The sequence below is a fragment of the uncultured Gimesia sp. genome, from assembly GCF_963972345.1.
GTDB lineage: Bacteria > Planctomycetota > Planctomycetia > Planctomycetales > Planctomycetaceae > Gimesia.
On record NZ_CAXAVM010000042.1, the window covers coordinates 1 to 26,133 of the forward strand.

The window sequence follows — 26,133 nt, forward strand, 5'->3', positions numbered from 1 at the left end:
TTGGACCCCAAAATGCAGACTGCGGAATTCAGCATCAATCACTACTCCAAGTTCAATCGATTGTATGACCGCTCGAATAATATCGAAGCGCACAAACGCGTTGACCTGGATCTGAATATTGACGGCGAAGTGTCTGACCAGGGCAGCCTGTTACTCAAGAACACCCCGTCCATCGTCAAACTGGAAAAAGTGGAAATTCAGGACAGCGAGGGGAATGTCACCATTCTGGATGTTAATGGAAAGAACGATAAAATCCCGTTCTCCATTGCATTGCCTGGAAAAGAAGAAGCACAGGGCAACCAGATTTCACTGGTGCTGTCCAACAGCAGCAAATCCTACTTCTACAGTACCCGCAAACGAAACCTGATGGAGACGGGCAAAACCTATCTCGCGTATTACACCGTCACACAGCATGGCGAACGGGAATTCAGTTTCCTGGATGTCGTCCATAAACCGATCGAACTCTCAGACCTGAATACAGAAGTCAGTCTTCCCAGCCTGAACCTGCAGGATTCGGAACGGGTCGCTGCTTATGTAGTTTCTGAAAAGACGATCACTGCCGGTGCCTATCATCGCTATCCAATCGCCGTCACCCGCCGCGACAGCAGCCTGACCGTGATGCTCGGTGTTGTTGCCAGCAGTTCAGGTCGATTACTGGTGAGTGTGTTCGACCCTGATGGTGAAGAAATCGGCTATCGCGTGGTTCAGCAGACCGCCCAACTGGGGGGAGACCGTTCCAACGCGTCTCTGACTGTCTCCACCAAAGAGGAAGGCATCCACGAAGTGGTCGTCAGTACGTTCAGCGGAAACTGGTTGAGTGAATCCAAGTATGATCTGCTGATTGAAGCCCAGCGGTTCCGCGCTTCGACAGACGATCTTGCGCTGGGTACTGTTGACTCGGGGAAAGAAGCCGAAAAACTGATTACGTATTCCAACTCTTCCAACCAGGTCCACAGTATGTCCGCCAGCCTGGGAAGCCTGACACGAGTGGTGCAGCAGGATAATTTTCCAATCCTGGCCAACTATCGCACGTTCCGTAAGCTGGACATTCCTGAGTGGAGACCGGAAAGTGGTGAAAGCCAGACGACCAGCGTGCGGCTCACCTTCCCTCCCGATGATAAAAAATATGAAGGTTTCAGCGGACGCATTGACCACAGGCTCTACAAAAAAGGCCCAGATGGCAAAATGGTCGAAGCCCATAAAGGGATGTTCTTTGGACGTGGTAAATCGTTCAACAATATTCCACGCCCTGAGCCAGGCAAACCTTACGAAACACTTTATGCAGCCGTCGATACCTATTTCACGGTTCCCTATGACGAAGGTTTGAAAGACAGCCAGGGTACCATCACCCTTGACGCCGCATTCCCGGGAATCCCGGTCAAAATGGAAGGTTCGATCGATCTGAAAGTCCTCACGGTTGGCAGACCCGATGTCTATATTCTGCAGATCAAGGGACCACAGAAACTGATTGACGCCTCCGCCGCCAAGACGAATCACAGTAGTTCCTCGCAAGCGATTCTGGAAATTCCCACTCAAATCAATGGCATCTCCAAGATCAAGGTCACACTACCGGTGACGGTGACACCGGATGTGAAATCCACGCTTGCGAAACAGCTGATTCGATCGACCATCAGTATTTCGACCAGTGATTCCCGAATTTCCGATTCAATCCCGATTGAGATCACACAGTAACCCGGCAATCACGTTCAGGCAGGAACTGAGATTTCATGCAGGATCAACAGCCTCGTATCGGGGCACAACATTCGATTTCATTCGAGGTGGAACAGAGCCAGACAATCTCTTTTTCGTACGAAACAGAAATTTCGGTACTCTCCACGCCGTCGCTGATTTGGTTTCTGGAACAGGCGGCGTTACAATTTCTGCTACCGTGGCAGGATGACAAGTCGATCAGTGTCGGCACCCATGTGGACGTGGAGCACCTCGCTCCCACTCCCGTTGGTGCGACCGTCGACTGTACCGCGCAGCTGATCTATCACGATGGTCCCGTCTATCGCTTCAAAGTGGAAGCGTATGCCGGTGATGAAAAAATCGCGAAAGGTCTGCATTCCCGCCGAATCATTCAAGCCAGTCAGTTAGCACGACGCCTGCAGGCATTCGAAACCAAAAGCAGAAAGTAAAAAACATGATCTTCGTCATTGCAGATATTGAAATCGCAGAGGGAAAACAGGCCGCCTTCCTGGAAGCCTTTCACCAGTTGGTTCCCCTGGTTCACGCAGAAGATGGCTGTATTGAATATGGCCCCGCGGTCGACGAAGAGACGGACATCCCGGTCCAGGTGAAGAACGGCAGTCAGATCGTCACTGTCATGGAAAAATGGGAGAGCGTGGAAGCACTCAAAGCACACCTCGCAGCGCCCCACATGCTGACTTACCGCGAACAGGTTGCCGAGCTTGTCAAAGGGACAAAGATCAAAGTTCTGAAACCGGCTTAAGCGCAGCTTACGGTTTGGGAGCGACCAGGGGCAGTTCCTCTGTTTCCGGTTCTGTCTGGCCGACGGGTGCTTCCGGTAGAGCCGGGATCAGTTCTCCTGTCAGTTGATACAGATAGAATCGTACCAGCGGTCGATAAGGGGTCGCTGGTTCTGCTTCCAGTATCTCGCGCAAATGACCGGTTGCCAGTTCGGGTTGCCCCGCTTCGATTTCGCAGCGGGCCAGGTTCAGCAGCAATGGGATCTGCTGCTGCGAAAGCCCGTAGAGATAGTTCACAATCGAAACCGCGTGCTGGGTAGGCCAGAAGCTGTTCGAAACCGGCTGGACCAGAGGCATCGACTGCAGCACACCGGCAATGCGGGCTTCTTCATGAGCCTGGATTTCCTGTCGCCATAAATCAAAGGAGCCACGATAATTCCCGTTCCCCAGATTCACAAATGCGGCTTGTGCCCGCCAGGGAATCTGCGGATTCTGCATCGCTTTCTGCTCCAGCAGCGCCATCTGATTGTCCGCTTCTTCCGACTGCCCTGTTTCCATCAGAATGCTCGCATTCAGATTCTGCGCCAGGGGATTCTGCGCCAGGTAAACCGGATCATCCAGATAGCGCTGGGCCAGTAACACGAACCCGTTCTGATAAGCCTGGCTGGCCAGTTGGAGCCTTTCGGCGCCTTTTTCCTGCTGGGCATCGAGTTCCTGAGTGACCTGAGTGATTTGCGAATTCAGTTTTTCCAGGTGGTCAGTGTACGCTCGCAGTCGGGCGAAAGCATCGTCCGACAGATCTGCCTGCTTTTCGACCATTTCCAGGTAAGTCTTCAGTTCACGATGGGCCAGATCAATCTTTCCCATATTGGAATAGAGGTCGAATAACATCAGGTGGGTCGGCGCGAATTCCGGCTCGATAATCAGAGACTGATTGTAAGCATGTAAGATCTGGAAGTAACGCATCCGATCAATACTGACGGGAGGCCGCTGCTGATTTCGTTCAACCGGAGGTGCCAGCAGTTGTGCTTCCAGGTTCGCCAGGTAACCGTAAGCGCTTCCCAGAATGCGGTAGGCTTCGGCACTGTTGGGATTCTCAATTAACCCGCGGTTCGCCTGCTGAATTGCCAGAATGGCAAAACAGGAGGTCAACTCATGGTTCCCGCCTGACTGTGACATCAGTCCGAGATAATGGCGGGCCGTCTGCACATCATTGCCCATAGTTGTATTCTGCGGCAGCAGATAGCGGCTGTAAAATGATCTGGGGCGCGCCCAGTCGCTGCGGATTTCCGGAAAGTCTTTCTCTTCGCGGAACGCCTGTTTTTTGAAATCGAGTTGATGTTCTGCCAGGAATTTCTTTGTGGTTTCGCTTTCGTTATCTGTCCGGTAAAAGACAGCAGTTGCGGCATTCAATTCGGTCAGTTGCCAGTCGGCAGTGGTCAACAGATCAAAAAAAGTACGGTAATCCGGATTCATTCCCGACAGCCGCGGAATCACATGCGTGACCTGATATTGATTAAACGTCTGCTTCCAGACTTCAGGCAGACCGCTGCCGACCTGATCTTCGCGCTGCACCCGCAATGCACGCCGCGTCTGATCATGCAGATCAAACAGGTCGTCTTTACCGGTTCCCACGAACAAGGCCAGACGGTTATCCACAAATGACTTCTGATCCAGCCAGATTAACAGGTCCCCCTGCTCCAGCACAAAATGGAAAGGGCGGTCATCCAGAGAATCGGTTAACGCTGCCTGGTATCCTTCAATGGTATGCGACAGGGAAGGACTGAAGCCAATCCCCACCGCATGCCGTGTCGAATCCTGCCCCTGAAATCGTCCACAGACCACCAGGTAAGCGAGTACGAAAAAGGTCAGCACCGTCAATGCCCGCCCGCCACGCGAAAACAGCAATTCAGAAGTTTCCACGCTATAGGTCTGCCGGAAATTATCGCGATACCAGATCTGAAAATTCCGATTGGCAAAGATGGCACACAGCACACTGGTCACGACCAGTTCGTGGCTGGCCAGGACGGATAAACCGCAAAAACCGATAAAGACAAACAGTTGCCCCCAGCTCATCTTTGACTGGTTCAGCACAAAACTGACCAGCGTCAACAGGATCAGGATGAAGGCAGCCACTGCATAATGATTCAATGACTCCCAGAACTGAGGCGAGGTCATGGAAAAATAGCCCAGCTCTTCCGGCCGGACTCCGCCGGAAAACATCGAACGCATCAGAGGATAATCAACCGCGTAGTAACTCAGGCCGGTTGTCAACGAATGCCAGCCTACGGGATTCAGCAAGGTCGCCACCAGGCTACCCCCCAGAACCAGCCAGAGCGTCTGGTAATCTGTGTCATCGTTCAATACCGAACGATCCAGCATTGAGGCAACGGTTTCTCCCAGCGCGAACAGTCCCAGTAAAGCGATGCCCAGAAAGACGCGCGGATCCAGATTGGCCCAGACCAGAAACAGGGGAACCAGCAGCCAGAGCGCCCGCGCCGAATTCTTTTCCTGCCACTGGTGCAGACAGCTCATTGTCAACACCACGCCCAGAATCGTAATGATTTCGGGAGTCACATTCAGTTGCGGAAAACAGGCAATCAAAGCCAGCACCGCCAGGATTGATCCCCACCAGGTGGAAATCTCGCGCTGACAGAGATGGACGATGACATAAAAGGTAATCCCCAGCAGCAGGATCTTGAACAGCGTCAATCCGGTATCACCCAGAACGCCATACACGCCCGACAGTGTTAAATCGAACAGCCAGGCATTGTTGTACCAGGGGCGATCATTGGCGGTATAGGAAAACACATCGTTCGCCGGAGGCCAGAAACCATGGCTGGCCAGGTACTGCCCGGTTTTGACATGCACCAGGGTTTCGGTATCCGAGATATAGGTGGCTGCAAACAGGCAGGCCAGCAGGATCGCCGCCCAGCGCAACATGAAGTCGCCACGAATGGCTTCGTCTTCGACCAGTTCGGGTGTCAACGGCTCCCACTCCGGCAGACCTTCTTCTTCGGCGCTCTGGTTCACCAGTGCCGCTTCAGACTGATCTGTACCCGCCTGATCTCCCGCGGCATCTTCGGGAGACCTGTTTGCTTCGGGATTCGATTCAGAAGGATCGGGAGAGTTCTCGTCAGGCAAATCTTTGTCTGGATGATCGTTCACGTAAATACTCAAGATCTGAAACGGGGACGAAAAAAGAAAAGGACACCGCATCCAATTTTGGCGGGACCACGTTCATCTTGTCCAGCTAAAACCAGTAATAAACAGGATCTGCACGAGAGTGCGTCCCGTGGAACTATAATTTCTTCAATACGATTAAAATCGATAGCAATAGTCTTTGAGACGCTGCAAAGTAACTGAAAACAGGAGAGATCAGTTCTTTTGGAGGGATCTGTTGAAATGCAACACTCCCACATTCTACTACGAGTTCCCGATCTCCACCGTTTGCCGCAAATCGGAACTTTTAACCAATCTGACCTTTTCCAATCCAGGGACGCAGCACATCGGGAACCAGAATTGATCCGTCCGCCTGCTGATAATTTTCCAGAACGGCAATAATCGCCCGCGCAATTGAGACGGCGGTCCCGTTCAGCGTATGGACGTATTCCGTTCCCTTCTGCCCACTTGACTTGCAGCGGGTCCCCAGCCTTCTTGACTGATAATCCGTGCAGTTGGATGCGGAAGTGACTTCACCATATTCGCCTGCTTCGCCCCGGCCGGGCATCCAGGCTTCCAGATCATATTTACGATAAGCGGGTGCTCCCAGGTCACCGGTGCAGGTATCGACCACGCGATAATGCAGGCCCAGCCCCTGGAAGATCTCTTCTTCGATCCGCACGATTTCTTCATGCATTTCATCGGAAGCCGCATTGGTGGGTTCCGTGAAAGCGAACATTTCCACTTTTGTAAACTGGTGCACGCGATAGATACCACGTGTCGCCTTCCCGTGAGCGCCGGCTTCGGTGCGGAAACAGTGAGACAGTCCGGCGATCTTGTAAGGCAGCGTTTCGCGGTCCATGATCTGATCTTTCATGGAGCCCCCCAGCGTGATCTCTGCGGTCGCCACCAGGCTGAGATCGGTATTCTCGACGGAATAAATCTGGGTTTCGTCTCCCCGCGGATTGAAACCGATCCCTTCCAGAATTTCCTTGCGGGCCAGATCGGGAGTGCTGTGAAGAATGAATCCTTCCTGCACCAGTTTCTGCATCGCATACTGACAGAGGGCCATCTCCAGCAGTACCGCTCCGTTTTTCAGATAATAAAATCCGTGACCGGCAACCCGTGTGCCCGCTTCGAAATCAATCAGGTCATGCTTCTCGGCCAGCGCCACATGATCGAGGGGAGTGAATTCAAACGCAGGTTTCTCGCCCCACATCCGCACGACGGAATTCGCCTTGTCTTCTTTCCCCACAGGCACATCGGGGTGTGCCAGGTTGGGCACGCGTGCCTGCTCCGTCTTCAGCAGCGTCTCTACTTCGCGCAGTTCGATATCGATGGCAGAGACCTGTTCGCGTAATTCTTTTCCCTGCGCGATCAATGCCTGTCGGGCATCATTGTCTGCTGCTTTGGGAATTTGCGAGGAGACGGTTTTCTGTTCCTGCCTTAAATTGTCACCCTGCACAATCAGCTCTCTACGGCGCTGGTCCAGTTTGCTCAGTTGCGCCAGATCGACTTCGATTCCACGATTGCGACAATTTTCAAGAATGACTTCCTGATTCTCACAGATGAACTGCAAATCCAACATAAGAAATCAATTACTCCCTGCAGAGTTCAGAAACAGTGTAATAAACGGTACCTGGGTGACATTCCCCGGACGGGGAGCACGCATCATATCTGATGACAATTTTAAAGTCCAAGGGTAACGCTTTTTCGCAGCAAAAAACGGCTGATGCAGCCGGAATAATGCAAATTTGCCTGTTACAGCGATTACTCGCGCCCCGACTCCGCCGCGTCACAGATGATCTCCCCGCGCAGCGTCTGCCTGCAACATACCAGCCCGTAAACGAAACAAACTCCTGCAATGTTGAAAGGCGGGGCAGAAACCCATCTCTCAAACGACTCGCAGGAGCATCATTTCCAAAATCAAACGGCAGTGGGGAGCGCGGGGCTGGGGCAGCTTATTCAGGCAGAGGCAGCATTTCGCCGTGAATCGGCTGTGTACTTTTGACCTGATAACGATCGTATTCATAACGTTGATACAGGCCTGTATTCATGCGGGCATCACAGCGTTTGCCCCGATACAGGTGATATGAATAGCGGGGCCAGGGATATGTGTTGCCTTTAAACTGGCGTCCCCGGTTCTCTTCCTCACACAGTTCACAGAAGGAAAGAAACATCCGCCCGCCGCCCGCCTGTGCTGTCTGCACGGCCAAGCCGGTCCCGAACATTCCCATTAAGACAGTAGAAACAAAAACAGTCTTCCGGAATCCCTTCATCGTACGCTCCATTCCCTTGATTCTGCGTGTTGTGTGTGATGGTAGATAGAGAACCACACTTCTAGAAAACCACACTTCACATTCATCATCGGGTGTTGGGAACCCGAGAAATAAGAGCGGCATCGCTCCGATCCGGTTCCCCAACAGATTCGCAGACAGATTATCCGGGTTATACGGCTTTTGTCAGTTATATCTCACTGTCAGTCCAGGCCGCGAAGCCGTTTTTTCGAGGCGATGATGTCATCCAGGATGGCATCCAGTTTCACCTGCGGTTTGCGTCCCAGGGTTTTCTCCAGACGTCCCAGATCGGGAACCCGCCGTTGCACATCCTCAAAATCTTCATTATAGGCTTTATTGTAAGGCAGATATTCGATTTTGACGTCCGGATTCACCTTGGCAATGATGGCTTCCCCCAGTTCACGAATCGAAACCGGCTCATCGCTGCCGATGTTATAAACCTGGCCTTTTGCTGAATCCAGGTTGGTCAGATCAATCACGCAGTCCACGATTTCATTCACATGCCCAAAACAGCGCACCTGACTGCCGTCATCAAAGACGACGACCGGCCCTCCATCCAGAGCCTGATCAATGAAACGCGGAATCACCATCCCGTATTGCCCGACCTGACGGGGACCGACGACATTAAAAAAACGACCAATGCGAACATCCAGGCCATATTTCTGCGAATAAGCCAGGGCCAGAAATTCATCGATGGCTTTGGAAGCACCATAGGCCCAGCGGGGGCGCGTTGTGGGACCGAAATGCAGGTCATCTTCTTCCGTCCACCGCTCTTTGGGATTTTTTCCGTAGACTTCACTCGTTGATGCCAGAAAGAATTTCTGTTTCCCCTGTACCGCATGACGCAACAGGACTTCCGTCGGATAAATATTGGTCTCAATTGTCCGGACGGGGTTATCTGCCACCAGTTTCACGCCGACAGCAGCGGCCAGGTGATAAATTGTATCGACCCCCTGCACCATTTCCGCCATCAAGACAGGATCGGTAATGGACCCCGTGCGAAACGTGAAATTGGGATGATCAATGATGCCATCCAGGTTCTGCAGAAAGCCGGTGGACAGGTCATCGACGGCAGTAACCTCTTGTCCCTGTTGAATTAATTGCTCACATAAATGGCTGCCAATAAATCCGGCACCACCGGTGACCAGGCAATGAGACATAAATCAAATCTTTCTCAAGAAAGGAAAAAAACCGCAGAACAACTAGAGCGAACTATATTCAGCCATAGCGCGTCAATCTATTATACTCGGTCCAAATGGCCTGGGAGACGCTACAGTAAAACTGGACACCGTTAAATTTGGTCCAAAGTCGGAAAAGGCTTTAAAACAGTTTACACGCTAGAGTTGCATTTCGCTACGAACCTGCCATAATACGTACGTGTCATTCAACAAGACGCAAGAAAAACATTGGAATTTCCGATGTATAATGAAAATCCGGGCGATTAGCTCAGTTGGCTAGAGCATCTCGTTTACACCGAGAGGGTCGGGGGTTCGAGTCCCTCATCGCCCACTTAATCAAGCACCTGCATGTATGCAAGGTGCTTTTTTTATTGCACTTAAGAAGATCTCCCTTTCCATCCACAGCTTACGACAACGGCAAAATTCGGATCACTGTTCGGATAAGCGTCTGAAACGGTCGGATCCTCGAACAGTTCCCGGAGATCGAGATAAATGGTGACGATTCCCTGGGACGCACTGTTCTCGAAATGGTCTCGGTAATGGCGTGAGCAATTGCGTGTTACTTTTGACAAACAGGCAGCGAGTCCATGCCCCGCCCCGTTCGCCAATCCACGTTCGATTCGTTTTATGTCGTCGCCTCACCGCTCTGTAAGGCAATCGTCAGCAGGAAGGAAGAATCTGCGACGGCTTCAAGCTTGTGTGGTTCTCCTGCCGCCAGATAGAGCATGTCACCCGCCCGCAACTTTTTGGGCTCTCCCATTGTTGTGAACGTGATGTCCCCTTCCAGACATTGCACGATAATCTCGCCCGGGGCTTTGTGTTCTGACAGGATTTTACCTGCCGGAAGGATCATGCGAATCACTTCGATGTGTGGTGTCTTAAGGAGCGTCCTGGTTCTGGACGCCACCAACTGGTCCGCCAGAGGCCGCACATCGATTATGTCGCCGGGTTGTGCGTGGGGAATAGCCATAAATGCCACTACTTTTCTAGTTTGGTGATGATGGATTGGTGGTTTGGATTCCACCATTGATGACTTCGTCAAGCTTCGACAGCACGTTTTGCTCTGAAAGACCCGGCAATTTTCCACTGCAGGAGCCAAAGCCCCCATCAGGAACAGAAGTTTCCAGAGAATATTCGGTCAAGTGTTTTCAACCTTCTTGAGCGACCTTCTGTCAGTCGCCGGTTGAAGAACTGGAGTTGATTGTTTGATCGGCTTGCAGAACAAAGACATGTTCATTAAAAAAGCCGACGAGATTCGTCGGCTTCGTATCTTTTGAAATGACTCGGCGTTTAGATCACCTTGACATTTTCCGCTCTTGGTCCCTTTGGTCCTTGCCCCTTATCGAAAGACACTCGTTGTCCTTCCTGGAGATCATCGTAGCTCACCCCCTGGAGGTTCGAATTGTGGAAAAACATGTCCTCGCCATTCCCCAAGTCGATGAAACCAAAACCTTTGTCTGTCAGCTTCTTGATCGTACCTTCTGCCATCTTCAATCCGATTCATAAAAATTATCTTTGTGGAGTCGCCCGACACAACAGGTTCAGGCTGCTCATTCTCATAAAGATTGAGTCTAGCCAGAAACATCGACAAAACCAAGGAAGCGACCATCAAAAAAGGTCAATGATCGCTGTCGTCGGTTAAACCATGTCCTTTAATCCTTTGATTGGCAGGATTTAGACCATGTTTCTGCCTTCGCAAGCGAGTTTGACGATGCAAGTCATGCTTCAGCCTCGTTCATATAGCTCGGTGCCATAATTGCAATTGATTCTTCATCGCCAGCCGCCGCTTCTGCATTGTGATCCTGACTGGCTGGACTGGGTTGTAAGGAACAAATTGAGGTAGATTCGCTGGCTGATATGGCTGGAAGACCGGCATTTCTGAAGTTGCCGGTTTCGGCTTTGGGCGCTTCCTGGGATAGAGTTGCCGGTTTGTCATTGGTAATGTGTTGATAAGTTTTGGGCGATTATGTTTTGCAAGATCGGACTGATTGATTCCTCGGGATTCATCAGGTGACGCAACATCTCTGCATCGGATGCTGGTAGAATCCGATAATGCTCGTCTTCATACGCGGCGACCAGATCACTTAAAGCATCCAGATAGAGTTCTTGACCGGCTGAGAGTTTTCTTTGTGCCAGTAATCCGTCCATAACTTCCTGGGCTGCCACGAGATCCTCTTCCGAATGAACTGACGTCAGCGGGAACTTCATCACCAGTTCGAGGTAATCATCTCGAACCTTCCCCTTAAAACGTTTTGAACGGGCTGTGGTCATTTCTTCTGATATCTCCCATTTAGTATTAAAGTCGATATCCTTAACGAAAAGATTGTAACATAGAACCACTCTTCAAGAACATTTAATCGCTATTGTATTTCCTCGGCTGATTAGTTTCTATCTTCGCTCATATTCAGTTCTCTATAAGCATACTGCCTGGTGCTGGAATGGTAGCCCTGTCGACAATCACATTCCAACAAGGAACTTCAAACACCTCACTTGAATCAATGTTTATCAATTGAATTAGATTTTCTATACTCAGTCTAAATGTACATTAACGTACAACATTCACTTCATTATAACGGATACTGAGTAATGATTAAGAAATATCAGATTTTCATTTCATCTACTTACACAGACTTAATTGAGGAGAGAGCAACTCTTATCAAAGCATGCCTTGACTTTGAACATATTCCAGTTGGTATGGAGATGTTTGTCGCGGGTAATCAAGCTCAATGGGAAGTCATCGAACAACAGATAGAACAGGTTGACTATTTCGTATCACTAGTTGCACATAGATACGGATCAAGGCCAGATAAAAACTTACCCTCTTATACCGAAATGGAATATGACTATGCCACTTCGAAAGGCATACCGGTCATGGGTCTGGTGATTAATCCTGACACCAACTGGAACCCAAACTCAATGGACAAGGAACCAGAAGATCTCGAAGCATTGCAGAAATTCAAAGCAAAAATCAAGACTAAAATGATAATGGAATGGGAAGATAAGAAAGACATTGCCAAAAACTTTACTTTATCATTAAACAAGCTGATTCAAACATCCCCCCGCCCTGGCTGGGAAAGATGTTCAGGATCAAGTTTAACCCAAAGTCGAGCCCATCATTACTGGCTTGGAAGAGATATTGTTAAAACCGCGTTTAATCTAGTAAGAGGTGATAAGCCACAATCAATCCAACATTCATTGTTTCAAGCAATTTACCACATGAAACAATTGAATTTGGAACATCTACCTGCCTGTGATCAACTTCAGATTTTAATCGATAAAATTGAGAATAAATACTTATCTAATTTTCCCGAAAGCGCTAGAAAGAATATGTCGTCAGACCTGATACGATATGGGAGCAACATTGGCTCTTTCCTGAATGGTAGAGAACCCGATTACAAGAATGGTAAAGACGATAATCCATACCCTGAGTAATTCCGAACTTCACACAAGTCTGCAGCGATTAAACTGAAATTGTCCCTTTTCTAGTTGGTTTTTGGTAAAGGTTCCTGTCCCTCATCGCCCACTTATCAAGCCCCCTGCAGCTATTGCAAGGTGCTTTTTTTATTGCATCCAGCTGACACCAACAAAAAAATCCCTCTTCGCTTATTGAAAAGCGAAGAGGGATTGAAAATTGATCTGTTACATTACGAACTTGCAATGTAATTTAATACTCTCCTACGATTTCTCCACTCTCTTTTGTTCCCAGTGCGCCCCAGGTGCCGTAAGGACTGATCCCCGTGGAGGTCGTTCCCGGGCTGGGCTGGCTGAGATCGCCGGTGTCGATATTTTCAGAGACAAAGCGCACTGCGCCATCTGCCATCAGGACATGGACGCCCCCCACGTGCAGACTGGACGGTGACAGTGCCGCGTCTACGGAATCCGCATTGCTGTTTGTTCCGGCTGCACAGGAAGGAGCATTCGGCGGAAGAATCGTATTGAATGCACAACGTTCTGCCTGCCCGTCCCACAGCGAGGTTCCATGTCTGCCTTTGACATTGGTTCCACTGACCCAGTTCGCGCCTGAAGCCAGACTCATACAGGCCCCCGGATTGTTTACCGGATCCTGACCGAGAGCAACACCCTCATTGTGTCGATTTCCGGCGTTGCTGGTACTGGCACCGTAGTTGGCACGGATGTGTTCGCTCATGGCGATCGTGTTACTCGTCCCATCGGTAATATCCCGGATCCGGGTTCCATAACGATAGGGAAACATGCCGCGTGAATTCGTACCATTAATGCTGGACGCGGTATCGCCGATACAGAAGACATAGTTATTCACGCGAGTCGACTGTTTGTTTCGCCCGTCTGACGGACAGACCAGCATGGGAATTTTCACATTCCAGACATCCCAGCCACACCAGGCACAAGGCCCCATGGGATTTATGGGCGTGGAGGCGGAGGGATCTCCAGCAGAAATTTTATTGAACAGGGGAGCCTGATCCATATAAGGCAGGAGTCCAACAAATCCACTCAAACGAGACGCGTTTGAACTGGAGCTACTGCCACCTGTTCCCCCTCTGCGCAAAACAAACATTCCATAAACATCATGATAATTATGCAGCGCCAGGCCCAGTTGTTTTAAATTATTTTTACACGTGGATCTGCGGGCTGCTTCACGTGCCTGTTGAACGGCCGGTAGTAACAATGCAATTAAAATGGCAATGATCGCAATCACCACCAGCAATTCAATTAACGTGAAACCTTTTCGCTTGTCTTTCTCTAAATTCCTCACCAAAGGATACTCCTTGAAAAAAAACAGAAACAAAACTGAGCCGAGCGAGTCAGTTTATAAAGAATCAGGTATGTTGAGACATAAGCTTTTTATAAAGTTCTCTCTCAACTTCCGAGTTGTGTGCTGACTGATAAATTTTCTTTTGTATGGCGGGAGCTACAAAAGATTCCAACTGAAATTCTCGTCGGATATTTCAGTCTTAAAGAAATGAATTTCAAACTACAGCTGACGCGACTGTGAAACTAAGGTGTTGTCAATCTGGTTTAATTTAAAACTCAACTTAAACAACATCCAAAATTCATGATAGTTGATTTCTGCGAGATTTCAACTACGATAACGTAGCATCATCAATTTTCGAAACAGTGATTTACCTCCATAACAGGTGAATTAATTTCTCAACTTTTTAATGCAACAAGCTTATTAAACTTCGTTCATTAAAAGATAAGTACTTTAAAAGAACTGGATTTTAGCATGTCACTCTCTCCTGAAAATAAATTGCCGCCAAGTTCCGCAGCAGTCGTTCTGTTTCTGTCAATATTTTTTTTACAGGGATGTGGTGGAACAGACGATGATCGTCCCCAGCGTACGGCCGTCTCAGGTGTCATCACGTTTGACGGCGAACCTGTCGAAGATGCCAGCATCACATTCAGACCCGTTGATGAATCGGGACAGACTGCCAATGGTCGCACCGACGAACAGGGAGTCTTTCAGATGGGAACTTATGAAGGGACCGATGGTGTCGTCGCCGGCGATTACACCGTCATGATTTCCAAGCTCGAATCGCAGGAGGTCGCTGAAGTCTTACCCGAGGATGACCCCAATTACGATCCCAATCCCAAACCGCAGCCACCGCCAGAAAATCTGCTGCCCGAAAAATATTCCAACGCGGAAACCTCCGGATTAACGGTTACTGTTTCAGAGGGAAAAGAAATTTCAGATCTCAAATTTGAGTTATCTGAATAGAAAACTCCCTGCGCGACGAATCTCATTCACTCAGCCGGGGCGGACTGCTGTGCGGCGATCAGTTTAATGGGTATCTGCCAGGCTGCATTGCCGGAAAAGCCGTCCAGGACAAACTGCTTCAATACTTTGCCGATATAGATTCCCACTTCTTCGGGAGTCGGCTGAGGACGAATGTAGGCAAAGTCTCTGAGTTCCTCCCGTTCTTTTCCGAATACGTTGGTGACCATCATAAACACATTTTTATGCAGTTGATATTGTTGATGGTTTAGACTGGCTTTCGCAGCAATCCCTAAAGGCATGCTGCGCGCGATAATGCCGACCGTCGACTGAAACTGGGGTAACAGTCGGCTGACCTCCGCTTGAATGGCACTCGCATCTGATGGCAGAGAGCGGTAATAAATATTCTTCTGCGAAATTTTGTGCTTCCAGAAACATTCCTGTAAGGAATCGAGGTACAGAAAATCGCCCGGGTAAGCCCGCTCGCGCATCAGCACCAGAAACTGCTGACATTGTTTTTCAAGATGCAGATGCTCAAACGAGATTCGTGCCACTGCCTGTTGATCCTGATCGATCCAGGGCAACTCCGTGATCGAAGGATAGAGCGAGCCCACCACCACGGTCGGTAAACCGCTTTCCACGAGAATCCGCTGCGCATCCAAGGACGTCGAATACAATACGAAAGCATCGAGCCCTTCAGTTCCCAGTGCTTCATTTACGGTTTTTTCAACATATTCCCGCTGATCATGCTGAGGTAGAAAATTAAACTGGATTTCGGCTCGCGATAGTACGGACTGAATTCCAATCACCTGCCCATCCGCAAGGACGCCTTCCTTCTTCAGGAAATCTTCATTCAACAGAAAGTGAACGCGGCGAATCAACTGCGCGTCCTCATTGCCAGGCTCACTGATAAAAGTCCCCCGGCGCTGCTTGCGTTCGAGTACCCCTTTTTTGACCAGCAGCTGTAATGCCGAATTTGCTCCCGCATTACTGGTTTTCAACATCCGCGCTGTTTCAGAAAGTCCCAGGTAAGGATCACCGCTCGTCAGCCGCCGCGACTTGATATCACTTTCGATCAGTGCCGCCAGTTCCGTGATCGGCAGCCGCGCATTTTTTCTACGTTCGGTTTTCATGTTGTTCGGTTTTCATGTTCCTCAAACCTGACTGAATGCAGACACGCGAACCATCCTGCGCCCCTCTCAACCCGATAGCATGTCGTTTCAACTGAGTTTGGCATACCAGGACCAGACACTATTCTTGATAAGTCACCCACAATTGTAAATCCTCAACGACGGCAGGCCTGGTTGCTGTGGCAGCGAGTGCGAATTCTATCCTGTTTTCTCCTTCAGTCACCAGGTCCGGATTGATCCTGCCGGAGAGAAAATGATTCTCGTTCAAATCCAGTTGAACGGCTTCTCCATTCACCTTAACGAGCAAAACCTCTTTGTTTTGCGGCTCTGTCTTCAAGCGAACCTTCAGTTCCAGCGCGGCGCCGGTTTCCTGCGGGTTCTCGCCTACAGGTAACGTCACGCTGACACTTTTGCCCGGTGAAACGACGCGGGGATGCTTCGGCGTCAGAATATCACGATTCATATAGGAACTCCCCTGTTTCCACCAGGCATTCACACTGGCATAGCCGCGGGCTGAAGTGAAATAGACCTTCGGCAGTGTTTTCAATTGCGTTGGTTCACCCAGCTCGCGCCAGAGAGGATGTCGCGGATTGAACGAGTTGAATAAATAGATGCCATCAACGCCTTGAGACCAGGCATTCATCGCACGGCCTCGAGACCCTTCAGTCGAGGCATACACTTTACGCGCCAGTTGATCTTTCTCACGCGATTCACTCAGCCCCGCATAGACAGGCACATCGTATTTGTGTCCCAGCTTCACGGATTCTTTCCAGGGGTTCAAGCGGAAGTAACCAGTGACCGTCATGATGTCGACCAGGTCCTCTTTGAGCCAGGTCTCTACATCCAGGCCCAGCACCCGCGCGTACTCCACCGAATCAGGCACACGAATCGCAACCAGGATCGGACGTCCCCGCTGCCGAGCCACTTCATCCGCCATGGCACGAATCCGCCGCATCAGATCGTTCAGTCGACTCAGCTCCAGTTCGCCGGCTGGCTCTCCCTGGGAAACGCGTTTGAAATAATTCAGATGACGAAAGAAATCGAGTTCGACACCATCCACATCATAATTCCGACAGACTTCTTCCACATAGCGATAGGCCAGATCACAGATTTCCTCATGCGTGAAATCGACGGCAGTCCAGCGACCGTTTTTGGGCTTCTGCTCTGCAGATCCAACCAGCCACTCCGGATGCTCTTTTTTCAAAGGCGGGAACAGTAAGGGACCGTACCAGGCAGTCGAGGCATCGTGCGTGTCATTCATTCGAAACGACCAGAACAGTTCGACGTCATTTTCCTGACACCAGTCGGACATCACGGTCAGAGGATCATGTCCCTTCTTTATCAATTCCGCCGTTTTATTATTCGAAAGCTTATCTGCGGTTTCCGTAAATACGTTGCCTACTTTGGTGTCATGTGTAAAATAACTGAACCCCGAAGACCACGTGCAATAAAAAATCGTGTCGACCTGGCTCCCCTTCAAGGGGCTCGTGCGGACATCCAGCAGTGCCTGAGGCGTGGCTTCCTTCAGAGAATACACGGGTTCATTTCCATCGTTATTGAAAATGATTCGTCGTTTTTTCCAGGCCGCTTTCTGGCGCGCCGCTTTCATGGCCTGCTGTTGATCCTGCTTTGCCTCCGCAGCTTTCTCAGCAGCCGGACAGACAGAATTTTCCAGCAGCAACAGAGTCAGGACTGTTAATACGACTTGAGTTCGCAGATTTATGTTTTTCATCCAGGGCATGTCCTTTGAAGCGCTGTTGATCCGTTGCGGCTTGTTTTCGTCATATCAATTTCAAACTATTCAGGATAGTGTATTCAATCAACTCAGTCTAAAGAAAAATCCACTTTCTGTGCGGACTCTCCGGCTTCGATGTCGGCTGTTAACCCACTGTTCGTATTGTACTTTTCAGGAATCTCAATCACCGGCGCAGCGTTTTTATCCGGCATGACTTCGGCTTCCACTAACTCCGTACCGCCGGCAGTAGAAGTGATTTCAACGCGGTGTTCTCCCAGCGGCACGCCTCCTTTATTTTCAACCCGGTACGTACCATCAATAATCCGCGCTGAGGCAACAGGACCGCTGGGCTGGGGAATAAAACGAATCATCCCGTTCTCGACGGGTTGATTTTGATAGAGCACCTTCCCTGTCACGAAACGCCGCGCGGGCCCATCGTCAGTTCCGCCGCAGCCATTCAACATACAGACTGATAGTATCAGTAAAAACCGCAGTCGATTCATAATCGAAATCCCTGGTTAGCACATTTTTCTGACGGGTGATTCATAACGCGTTTCAGTTTAAAACTCGCCAACCACTTCTCCCCCCTGGCGGGTGGTCAGTTTTGAAAGTGTCTGTTGATCCATGTTTTCAGAGAAGAACCGGACGGCACCATCGCCCATGAGAAAGTGGCAACCACCCGTATGATAACTGGAGAATTCCATATCCCATTTATCCCAGTAACCACCGCCTGGAATGGAATTCGGTCCATTGATGCCACCTGCCGTATCCAGAACATTCCAGATGGTATATCCCTGCCCATCATAAGAGCCTGTCCTGCCTCCGGTAACTTCGCCAACCATCAGCGTATTGCTTGTGCCGTCGATGATATCACGAATCTTGACGCGGGAATGATTAAACAGAACACCGTCACCGGCAACCGTCGGTCGGTAATTAGAAATATCGCAGAGCCAGTTCACGGAATCCGCAACCCCGGCCATGTTGGTTTTTCCAATATCGTCCTTACCTCCAGCTGGTCCTGGATTGGTAATGCCTCCCGTATGATTCGTGCGATCATCGCCCTGCGGATCACTCGGACATTGAAATGTTTGAACCTTGTAACCGCCCTGTTGTAAACCGCCATTGGGAGCAACATTGTAGTTGAGTGAAAAATTAAATCCGTTGTAAACATTCGCCAGATCAAGATAAGGCAGCAGATGCGTGCCCCAGGAAAATTTGGCCGGATTGCCTGGGATCGTTCCCGAGCAGCCGCCGCGAGGGAGCGAGCATCCAAAAGGAAACACGCCATGCGTCTCATGATAATTGTGAAATGCCAGTCCGACCTGCTTGAAATTGTTCTTACATGAAGAGCGACGGGCAGCCTCACGCGCCTGCTGCACGGCCGGCAATAATAAGGCGACTAATATGGCAATAATGGCAATCACCACCAGCAACTCAATCAGAGTAAAGCCACGATTCCTACCTTGTTTTTTATGAGCAGACATTTGCACTCCCGGAAAGATTAAAGATAAGTACACGAAAACAGCAACAGACCCAAAAACGCATCCCTCTATATAATTAACACTTACGTAATATTTCTGTATTAAAGCCCTCACAGGCCAGCACACTGTTTCCTCAGCATACCTATTTAATTTCTAATAACAAGAAATAATTTTACTTATATAGAATTTTATATCAACTGATTTTATCAATTTCGATTTTCAGGCGGATCTTGTCGGTTCACATCACCGGGATTGAAATTCGGAAACATGCCTTTGCATTGGGATCTGCTCGCCTCCCGGAGTTTCTCTTTGCAATGCCAAACTGCAATCGTGTATACTTCCTTCACACCCACAAATATACATCTGCATCATCCATTGCTTCAGACATGAACAATGGAAGGAAAAGGAAGCGGGGGAATGGCGATGGTATGTGCCTGTGATTCGGTAACAGGGAATGACGAGGGTTTATGGCACAGAGGGAGACTGCTTTCTCTCAGTGGATTTCTCCAGTTGAGTCTCTGCCTGATTCCCCTGACGGCAGCGGAACCAGAACAGCCAGAGACCAGTCGCCCCCCCGAAGTCATAACGCTGTATGAGCCGGGAAGGCTGGGCGGACATGGTGCCTCGCTGCATCGCGTCACGATTACAGGCACGGCGCGGAATACGGACGGTAAACCGCTCAAAGATGCTGACATTTATGTTGCCAGTCGAGGCTGGATTACCCCAGGCGATTTTGAACAGCTGCGCGGTCATACCCGCAGCGATGCGAACGGACATTATGAACTCAAAGACGTTCAACTGTTTGTCATCAACAATCGCGATCCCCACTCGCGACCCGACGAGAGTGACTTCATCGTCTTCGGCACGAAAGAGAATTATGGCCTCACCTGGCATCCTGCCCGCAATTATCGCCCCGCCGCGCGTCCTGAAAAAATCGATGGTCGGGATCGAAACAGTCACGCCGCGAGAAATGCCTTCTATCAGAATGAACCCATTGTCATCGATCTGCAGTTTGATGCGCCGGCAAAACTGAGAGGCGTCATCACCGACAAGCAGGGACATCCCCTGGCAAACGCGAAAGTGCAGTTGGGACACGTTGATCGCTCACTCACTCCCACTCCGAACAGAACAGGTTTCTGCCGATATCTCAAACAGGAAAACCCTTATTTAAAACAGATCGATTCATTCCTCAACTTTTCCGTAGTCCCTTCCTCAGTGCGTGAAACCTATACCGACGCACAAGGACGCTACGAATTCACACAACTCCGCCGCGACACCAGTTATGCAGCGAATATTGATCCGGGGCTTGAATTTGCTCCCTGGCAATTCACCCTGATGACGGCTGATCAATCTCGCACCTCCCCGGATACAGTCGCCACTGGTTATGATGGTGAATTGAACCATCAGTTTACTTCTCCCCGCGATGTCACTGTTCACGTTGTTCAAAGTGATTCAGGGCGACCGCTTTCAAATGTCCTGGTAACAGCACATCATATCGGAGAAGTACTACGCAGTGGCATCCAGGCACGCACAGACAGCCAGGGAAACGCACAGCTCAGGCTCATCCCCGATGAATACAAACTGGTGGCCGAGCCCAATCCGGACCAGCCCTTTCTGTATTTGAGCCAGCAGTATTTTGTTCCGAAACGAGAAGCTTCTGGAGGGAAAGACACCCCCAACGTCACTATGAAACTCAACCCGGCGGCGATTGTCAAACTGAAAGCCATCAATGCCAAAACGGGTGCCCCCATTCCGGGAGTCCGCTTCAATTACGAGACTTATGACGCGGGAGAACAGACCCCGGTCTCCACACAGACCGTTTATGTCGATTATCCTTTTACAAACGCTGCCGGAGAAATCCAGGCTTTCATGGAACCGGGCATGCGACGTTTTGTTGTCACCGAACCGTTCTCGCTGGCACAGGCAGAAGGCAGTCGCTCTGAACGCGTCAAACTAACAGCGGGTCAGGTCACGGAAGTCACAGTCAAATTGACGCCAGCAGATTTTCTGCCCACACATCTGGTCGCCAGCGAGATACAGCCTCGTAAAAATTCGCTCTACGCTCCCGAGATTCAGAAGAAGTGGCACATTCAGTCAGAACTGCTGCGGCTCACTCCCCTGCGGATCACCACACGCAAAGCCTCAATCTATCGAGGCTCCGTGGATACAGATAACCTGCTCAAAGATTTACGCGCACTGGATCCTTACGAAGTTCCCGATATCAAAGCGTTGCTTAACAGGTATTACTCTGGTGAAACAGCCTGGAACAAACAGGTGCTCACAGCCCATGGCACTCTCAAACATGAAGCCCGCTATACGAACACAGATTCAAAGCCCCCACATTACTTCAATCTGTCAGGTCAGCCGTTGCCCAGTATCACCAGCATGACCGACGGCTGGAAAACCATTCACCACCAGAGCATGAGTAATCAGGCACGGATTAACCCGATCAGAAAAGGAAAAATCCATTTCCATGTTGAATCTCCCTACGATATATGCGACTGGCCTTCCCTGCGCAATCGGATTCCTGCCCCGCCCAACAGCAAAAAACCCGAGGCCGATATTCGCCGCGAAGGACAGAGAATCTTTTATAGTGGAGAAAGCGAGAAAACCGTTTACCGTCGCGTGCTGGATGAGGAAACCGGTTTTATTTTCGAAACGTTTCACGGGTCCCCGTCTCATCAGTTCGAACAAGTCAAACTGTCCTTCGCCCCGAAGACGCTGGCCAACGGCCTGATCCTGCCTGGAATGCATATCAACTGGAAGACGTATCAGGGAAAATTACAGCACCTGGATGCAACTCTGATCGAAAAGGCAGAAATCCTCTCGCCGGTTCCCGTCGACGCCTTTTCGATTGCCTTGCCCGCGGGAGTGGAGGTCGTTGATTCCCGCCACCTGCCTGACAATATCAGCTATATCGCAGGCAATCATGCTTCTAAGAAGATCTTGTATGGACCGGTCAGCGATTTCGCCGCTTACCTGCTACGGAATCCCTACTACAGCCACGAAATGGAAACGGAGCCGCAACTCGGCAGACACACCCCCACTCTGGAACCAGCACTCTGGTTGACGGCGGAAGGAAAATCAGCAGCACCCATCTTAAATGGAAAAGTAGCTCTGATTCACTTCTGGGGAACCCGGAATGCCAACAGCCTGGACCAGTTGTCTGAAATGAAAACCGCATATAAAAAATATGTAGATCAACCTGTGGTTCTCATCGGCCTGCATGACTCCTTTACCTCAACCTCTCAACTGCAGGCTGTTGCGGAACAGCAGGACCTGAAATACATACTGGCCATTGATCAACGTCCTGAAGAAGCAGGCTGGTTCGGCAAAACCATGCAGCACTTTCGCATACGAGCCTTGCCCCAGGCTGCAGTCATTGATCAACAGGGGAATCTGACTTTCATCGGCGATCTTCCACAGGCTCTGCAGAAAGTAGAGCAGCTGCTGGAACGCGATTGAGCGCACTACCAGATTCTATAGCACATCACAATGAACCATAGCGTCTTTCAATTTATTATACCTGGTCCTGATGACCCTGGAGACGCTACAGTAAAACTGCACAAAGTCTAATTGAAGTGACTTCGAGGAGATCTGGAATGATTCAACTTTTCACCACTGGGATGGGATCGCTCATCAACTTTCAAAGAACAATATACCTGCTGGCAGGACTGAATCTGGTTTTCTGCTTTTCCTCTCATCTTGCGGCTGCAGAGCAATATAACCCGAAGAAGATTTCCATAAATCAAGTGGCCCTGGCTCCTGAAAAAGTCAAAACAGAAAACTCCCGGCAGCAGCAGCCACCGGCTTCACGGCCACCAGAAGTCGAAATTCTAAGATCGTTAGAGGATGGAGCCGGGCACGGCACTGAATTACATCGAGTCACAATCACGGGAACCGCTCGAAATACGGCGGGAGAGCCAGTCAAAAACGCTGAGATTTATATAGGGACCTCTGCCAGCCACCACCCCAGTAATTTTGAATTATTGCGAGGTCAGACTCGCACAGATGAAACTGGATATTATGAACTGAAAGATATCCAGTTGCTCGTCAACCGAGAGCGGCCTAACCCGATCCCCAGGCAGGCGGAAGGAGGCTTTGTGGTGTTTGGTACCTGTAATGGATATGGCTTCACCTGGCACGCAACATGCCAGTATCGTCCCGACGTACGACCGCAGGGAACAGAACTGGGAGATAAAAACGCTAACGTGACGGACCAGGCGTTTTACAAGGGGGAACCAATTAAAGTGGATCTGCTGTTTGAACCTCCCGCTCAAATCAAAGGTCGCATCACAGACAAACAGGGGAATCCCCTGGCCAATACTAAAGTCCAACTGGGGCTGGTCGATAGCCTGCGCAACCCCAATAGCTCAGGAATCCGTTCCTGTCGTTTTCTCGGAAATGAAAATCAACCCGTCGGTAAACCTGTTACCTTTGCTGCAGTTCATATGCTCCCTGCAGAATTCCGGGAAACCAGGACCGATGCGGAAGGCTATTACGAATTAACCGGGCTTCGTCGTGATACCAGCTATCTGACAAACATTGACCCCGGTCCCACTTTCACCCCCTGGCAGCTTCGACTGGCAACTACCGGGGAACAGAAGATCGATAACAGTAGAACAATCTACGTGGAATATGACGGTATTTTAAACAAAGAGTTCGATGCACCTCGACAGATCACAGTGCAGGTCGTTGAGGAAAAAACAGGAAGGCCTGTTGCGGATGTACTGGTGACAGCCTCTCCCCTTCGCCAGATTCGACGAGGCGGACTGCAGGCACGTTCGGACAGCCAGGGGAATGCCTTGCTGCAACTCGGAACAGGCGAATATACGCTCATCGCAGAGCCAACTCCGATTCAACCTTTTTGCTTTCAGGAGCAGAAGATTTCAATCCCGGAAGATCCAGGTGAAGTACAGCTGACGCTCAAATTAAAATCCGCGGCGATTGTGAAACTCAAAACCGTCAATGCAGAAACCGGGAAACCGATTTCCGGCATACGCTTTCTCTATGAAACCGATTCATCCAGCCAGCAGTTTCCGCTTTCCACCCAAACCGTTTTCATTGACTACCCTCAAACCAACTCAGCCGGTGAACTGCAGGCATTTGTTGCTCCCGGCAGGAAACGGTTTATTGTCGCGGAACCGCTCACGCTGGCACAGGCGGAAAACAGTCGTGGAGCGATTTTGGATCTTACCGGAGGCGAAGTTGTCGAAGTCGTGTTCAAGCTGACTCCACCTCAGTTTCTGCCTGACCACGTATTTGCGGGTGAACCAGAGCCCGACCAGGACTCTATCTACACTCCAGACCTGCAACTTAAATGGCATCATCAATCTGAATTACTCCGAAATTCTAATCTGCAGATTGCCACGCAATATACTCTGATCGTTCGAAAACCGATCGACCCTGACTCGCTACTGAAAGATCTGCGTGCCCTGGATTCTTACCAGTTGCCTGAGATTGAAAAACTGCTGAAGCAACACCAGGTGGAAAATGTGAACTGGTCTAAGAAACGGTTAACAGCCCAGGGAAAGATTTATCGGGAGGAAAACTATTATTCGCCTGAAGTCACTCCAACGATACTCTCCAGTCGAGACGGAACTCCATTGCCCCAATCCATCAACCTGACGGATGGCTGGAACACCCAGAGATATAATATCAACAACAGTCAGGCAAACATCTCTCGCCATAGTATGATTCACATCGATTCGCCGTACGATCTCTGTAACTGGCCCGCTCTCCGGCGTCGGCATACTGAATCCGGTGAAACAGAAAAGCCTGAATTTAATATTCACCAGAAAGGCCAGCGGACCATTTATGAAATCAAGTCAGAGCGGTATTCCCAACGTCGTGTCTGCGATCAGGAGACTGGCTTCATCTTTGAGGACTCCACTGATATTCGTTCATCCAACTATCAACGTGTCTCGCTATCTTTTGCACCTCAAAAATACGCAAACGGGCTGATACTACCACGCATGTTTCTCAGTTGGACCACTTCAAACGGTAAACTGCGTCTTCTGAGAATATTTAAAATTGAAAAAGTCGAAATCCCCCTTCAACTGGCTGCAGACGCTTTCTCCATTCCATTACTGCCGGGAACAATGATTGTCGATTCTCGTCACATTACACGTAATGCATCCCGATCAAGGCCCGTACGAAGAATTCAGTCTGTCCTGAATGGACCTGTGAGTGACTTCGCTGCCTATATGCAACGTCATCCTCCCCGGATCCCCAAACAGGAAAGTATTATCGAATATGGAAAACCGGCCCCCGAGTTAAAAGTATCACGATGGTTCACTTCAAATGGGGAGACTGAAGCACCCGACTTAAAAGATAAAGTCGTACTCATCGAATTCTGGGGAACTCGCTGTGGCCCCTGCATTGCACAACTGCCTGAAGTCCGCACCGCTGCCCGCTACTATGCTGACGCCCCCCTTGTTCTCATCGGTATACATGACAGTTATGCTTCTGTTTCTGACTTACAGAAATTTGCAAAGAAAGAAAACATCAATTATCAACTCGCCATCGACCAGCCATCAACCGAGAAAGGCTGGTTTGGTCAGACCATGCTCAATTTCGGTGTCCGTGGCATCCCCCATGCTGCGGTCATCGACCAGCAGGGAAACCTCTCCTATGTAGGATATTTTTCAGAAGCGCTGCGCACCGTGGATCGTCTGCTCAAAAAGGGCGAACAGAAATAATCTAACGGTGACATGACCTTACCCGGGAATCATGTGGCGTGATGTGCATGAAGCCGACATACAGGTCCGGTAGATTTCATGTAACCTTCAACTGATTTCGCAATTTCTCATCCCGATTCGAGTCGATACAGAGCCATTCTGTCGTTCTGGTTTTTTCTCGATTGATCCCGGTTGACAATCCATTTCTGACGAATAAGATCGCACCGAAGGTAAGTGCTATGGCATGGATGCCTTTACAAATTATCTCACTGAGATCGAGTAAGCCGACAGGACGTCGCCACTTGCCTCGATATCTACCATCGGTGAACCAGGCTTCAATCGAAATCGG

At 49.9% G+C, this 26,133-nt stretch carries 19 protein-coding genes and 1 tRNA gene; 8 read left to right on the forward strand and 12 right to left on the reverse strand.

Annotated elements, in window-relative coordinates:
* The 3 genes from AACZ40_RS09585 to AACZ40_RS09595 all read left to right on the forward strand — a co-directional run.
* The coding region (locus AACZ40_RS09585) for a hypothetical protein (protein WP_339674231.1) at positions 1–1,692 on the forward strand (1,692 nt) is incomplete at its 5' end.
* A gap of 35 nt (positions 1,693–1,727) precedes the next feature.
* Entirely contained in the window at positions 1,728–2,138 is a 411-nt protein-coding gene (locus AACZ40_RS09590; RefSeq protein ID WP_291168699.1) for a hypothetical protein, read from the forward strand.
* Positions 2,139–2,143: 5 nt separating this feature from the next.
* Positions 2,144–2,452 (forward strand): putative quinol monooxygenase, encoded by a 309-nt coding sequence (locus AACZ40_RS09595; protein ID WP_291168701.1) that lies wholly within the window; start codon positions 2,144–2,146, stop codon positions 2,450–2,452.
* A gap of 7 nt (positions 2,453–2,459) precedes the next feature.
* On the opposite strand, the gene AACZ40_RS09600 is transcribed toward AACZ40_RS09595, so the two are convergent.
* From AACZ40_RS09600 to AACZ40_RS09615, 4 genes are all read right to left on the reverse strand, one after another.
* Positions 2,460–5,597: a hypothetical protein gene (locus tag AACZ40_RS09600; RefSeq protein WP_291168702.1), complete on the reverse strand. Its 3,138-nt coding sequence runs from the start codon at positions 5,595–5,597 to the stop codon at positions 2,460–2,462.
* A gap of 301 nt (positions 5,598–5,898) precedes the next feature.
* Entirely contained in the window at positions 5,899–7,179 is a 1,281-nt protein-coding gene (serS, locus tag AACZ40_RS09605; protein WP_339674236.1) for a serine--tRNA ligase, read from the reverse strand.
* A gap of 373 nt (positions 7,180–7,552) precedes the next feature.
* A complete protein-coding gene (locus AACZ40_RS09610) occupies positions 7,553–7,882 on the reverse strand; it encodes a hypothetical protein (RefSeq protein ID WP_291168706.1) in 330 nt (109 codons plus the stop codon).
* Between the two features lie 188 nt (positions 7,883–8,070).
* The gene (locus AACZ40_RS09615; RefSeq protein WP_291168708.1) at positions 8,071–9,048 is read right to left on the reverse strand and encodes a GDP-mannose 4,6-dehydratase; all 978 of its coding nucleotides are present in this window, start codon (positions 9,046–9,048) and stop codon (positions 8,071–8,073) included.
* Positions 9,049–9,323: 275 nt separating this feature from the next.
* Here AACZ40_RS09615 and AACZ40_RS09620 point away from each other — a divergent pair.
* Positions 9,324–9,397: transfer RNA gene (locus tag AACZ40_RS09620), tRNA-Val, on the forward strand.
* A 294-nt stretch (positions 9,398–9,691) separates the two neighbouring features.
* Here AACZ40_RS09620 and AACZ40_RS09625 read toward each other — a convergent pair.
* From AACZ40_RS09625 to AACZ40_RS09635, 3 genes are all read right to left on the reverse strand, one after another.
* Positions 9,692–10,036 (reverse strand): cupin domain-containing protein, encoded by a 345-nt coding sequence (locus AACZ40_RS09625; RefSeq protein WP_291168710.1) that lies wholly within the window; start codon positions 10,034–10,036, stop codon positions 9,692–9,694.
* A 320-nt stretch (positions 10,037–10,356) separates the two neighbouring features.
* Positions 10,357–10,554, reverse strand: coding sequence for a cold shock domain-containing protein (locus tag AACZ40_RS09630; protein WP_291168712.1), 198 nt, complete (start codon positions 10,552–10,554; stop codon positions 10,357–10,359).
* Between the two features lie 444 nt (positions 10,555–10,998).
* Positions 10,999–11,337, reverse strand: coding sequence for a hypothetical protein (locus tag AACZ40_RS09635; RefSeq protein WP_291168714.1), 339 nt, complete (start codon positions 11,335–11,337; stop codon positions 10,999–11,001).
* Between the two features lie 315 nt (positions 11,338–11,652).
* Here AACZ40_RS09635 and AACZ40_RS09640 point away from each other — a divergent pair, with 315 nt between their 5' ends.
* Entirely contained in the window at positions 11,653–12,498 is an 846-nt protein-coding gene (locus tag AACZ40_RS09640) for a DUF4062 domain-containing protein (protein WP_291168716.1), read from the forward strand.
* Positions 12,499–12,730: 232 nt separating this feature from the next.
* Here the strand turns inward: AACZ40_RS09640 and AACZ40_RS09645 are convergent, their stop codons facing one another.
* The gene (locus tag AACZ40_RS09645) at positions 12,731–13,798 is read right to left on the reverse strand and encodes a DUF1559 domain-containing protein (protein ID WP_339674243.1); all 1,068 of its coding nucleotides are present in this window, start codon (positions 13,796–13,798) and stop codon (positions 12,731–12,733) included.
* 471 nt (positions 13,799–14,269) lie between these two features.
* On the opposite strand from AACZ40_RS09645, the gene AACZ40_RS09650 reads away from it, so the two are divergent.
* Complete coding sequence (locus AACZ40_RS09650) at positions 14,270–14,761, forward strand: hypothetical protein (RefSeq protein WP_291168720.1); 492 nt, start codon at positions 14,270–14,272, stop codon at positions 14,759–14,761.
* Between the two features lie 26 nt (positions 14,762–14,787).
* Here the strand turns inward: AACZ40_RS09650 and AACZ40_RS09655 are convergent, their stop codons facing one another.
* The 4 genes from AACZ40_RS09655 to AACZ40_RS09670 all read right to left on the reverse strand — a co-directional run bounded on the left by AACZ40_RS09655 (position 14,788) and on the right by AACZ40_RS09670 (position 19,107).
* Positions 14,788–15,891, reverse strand: a complete 1,104-nt coding sequence (locus AACZ40_RS09655) for a GntR family transcriptional regulator (RefSeq protein WP_291168721.1) — start codon at positions 15,889–15,891, stop codon at positions 14,788–14,790.
* Between the two features lie 118 nt (positions 15,892–16,009).
* Complete coding sequence (locus AACZ40_RS09660; RefSeq protein ID WP_291168722.1) at positions 16,010–17,620, reverse strand: hypothetical protein; 1,611 nt, start codon at positions 17,618–17,620, stop codon at positions 16,010–16,012.
* Positions 17,621–17,712: 92 nt separating this feature from the next.
* Complete coding sequence (locus tag AACZ40_RS09665; protein ID WP_291168723.1) at positions 17,713–18,126, reverse strand: hypothetical protein; 414 nt, start codon at positions 18,124–18,126, stop codon at positions 17,713–17,715.
* Positions 18,127–18,183: 57 nt separating this feature from the next.
* Positions 18,184–19,107 (reverse strand): DUF1559 domain-containing protein, encoded by a 924-nt coding sequence (locus tag AACZ40_RS09670; protein WP_291168725.1) that lies wholly within the window; start codon positions 19,105–19,107, stop codon positions 18,184–18,186.
* Positions 19,108–19,521: 414 nt separating this feature from the next.
* On the opposite strand from AACZ40_RS09670, the gene AACZ40_RS09675 reads away from it, so the two are divergent.
* Together AACZ40_RS09675 and AACZ40_RS09680 are read left to right on the forward strand one after the other, a co-directional pair.
* Positions 19,522–22,569, forward strand: a complete 3,048-nt coding sequence (locus AACZ40_RS09675) for a hypothetical protein (protein WP_291168727.1) — start codon at positions 19,522–19,524, stop codon at positions 22,567–22,569.
* Between the two features lie 137 nt (positions 22,570–22,706).
* Positions 22,707–25,805, forward strand: a complete 3,099-nt coding sequence (locus AACZ40_RS09680; protein WP_291168728.1) for a redoxin domain-containing protein — start codon at positions 22,707–22,709, stop codon at positions 25,803–25,805.
* The last annotated feature ends 328 nt before the right edge of the window (positions 25,806–26,133 follow it).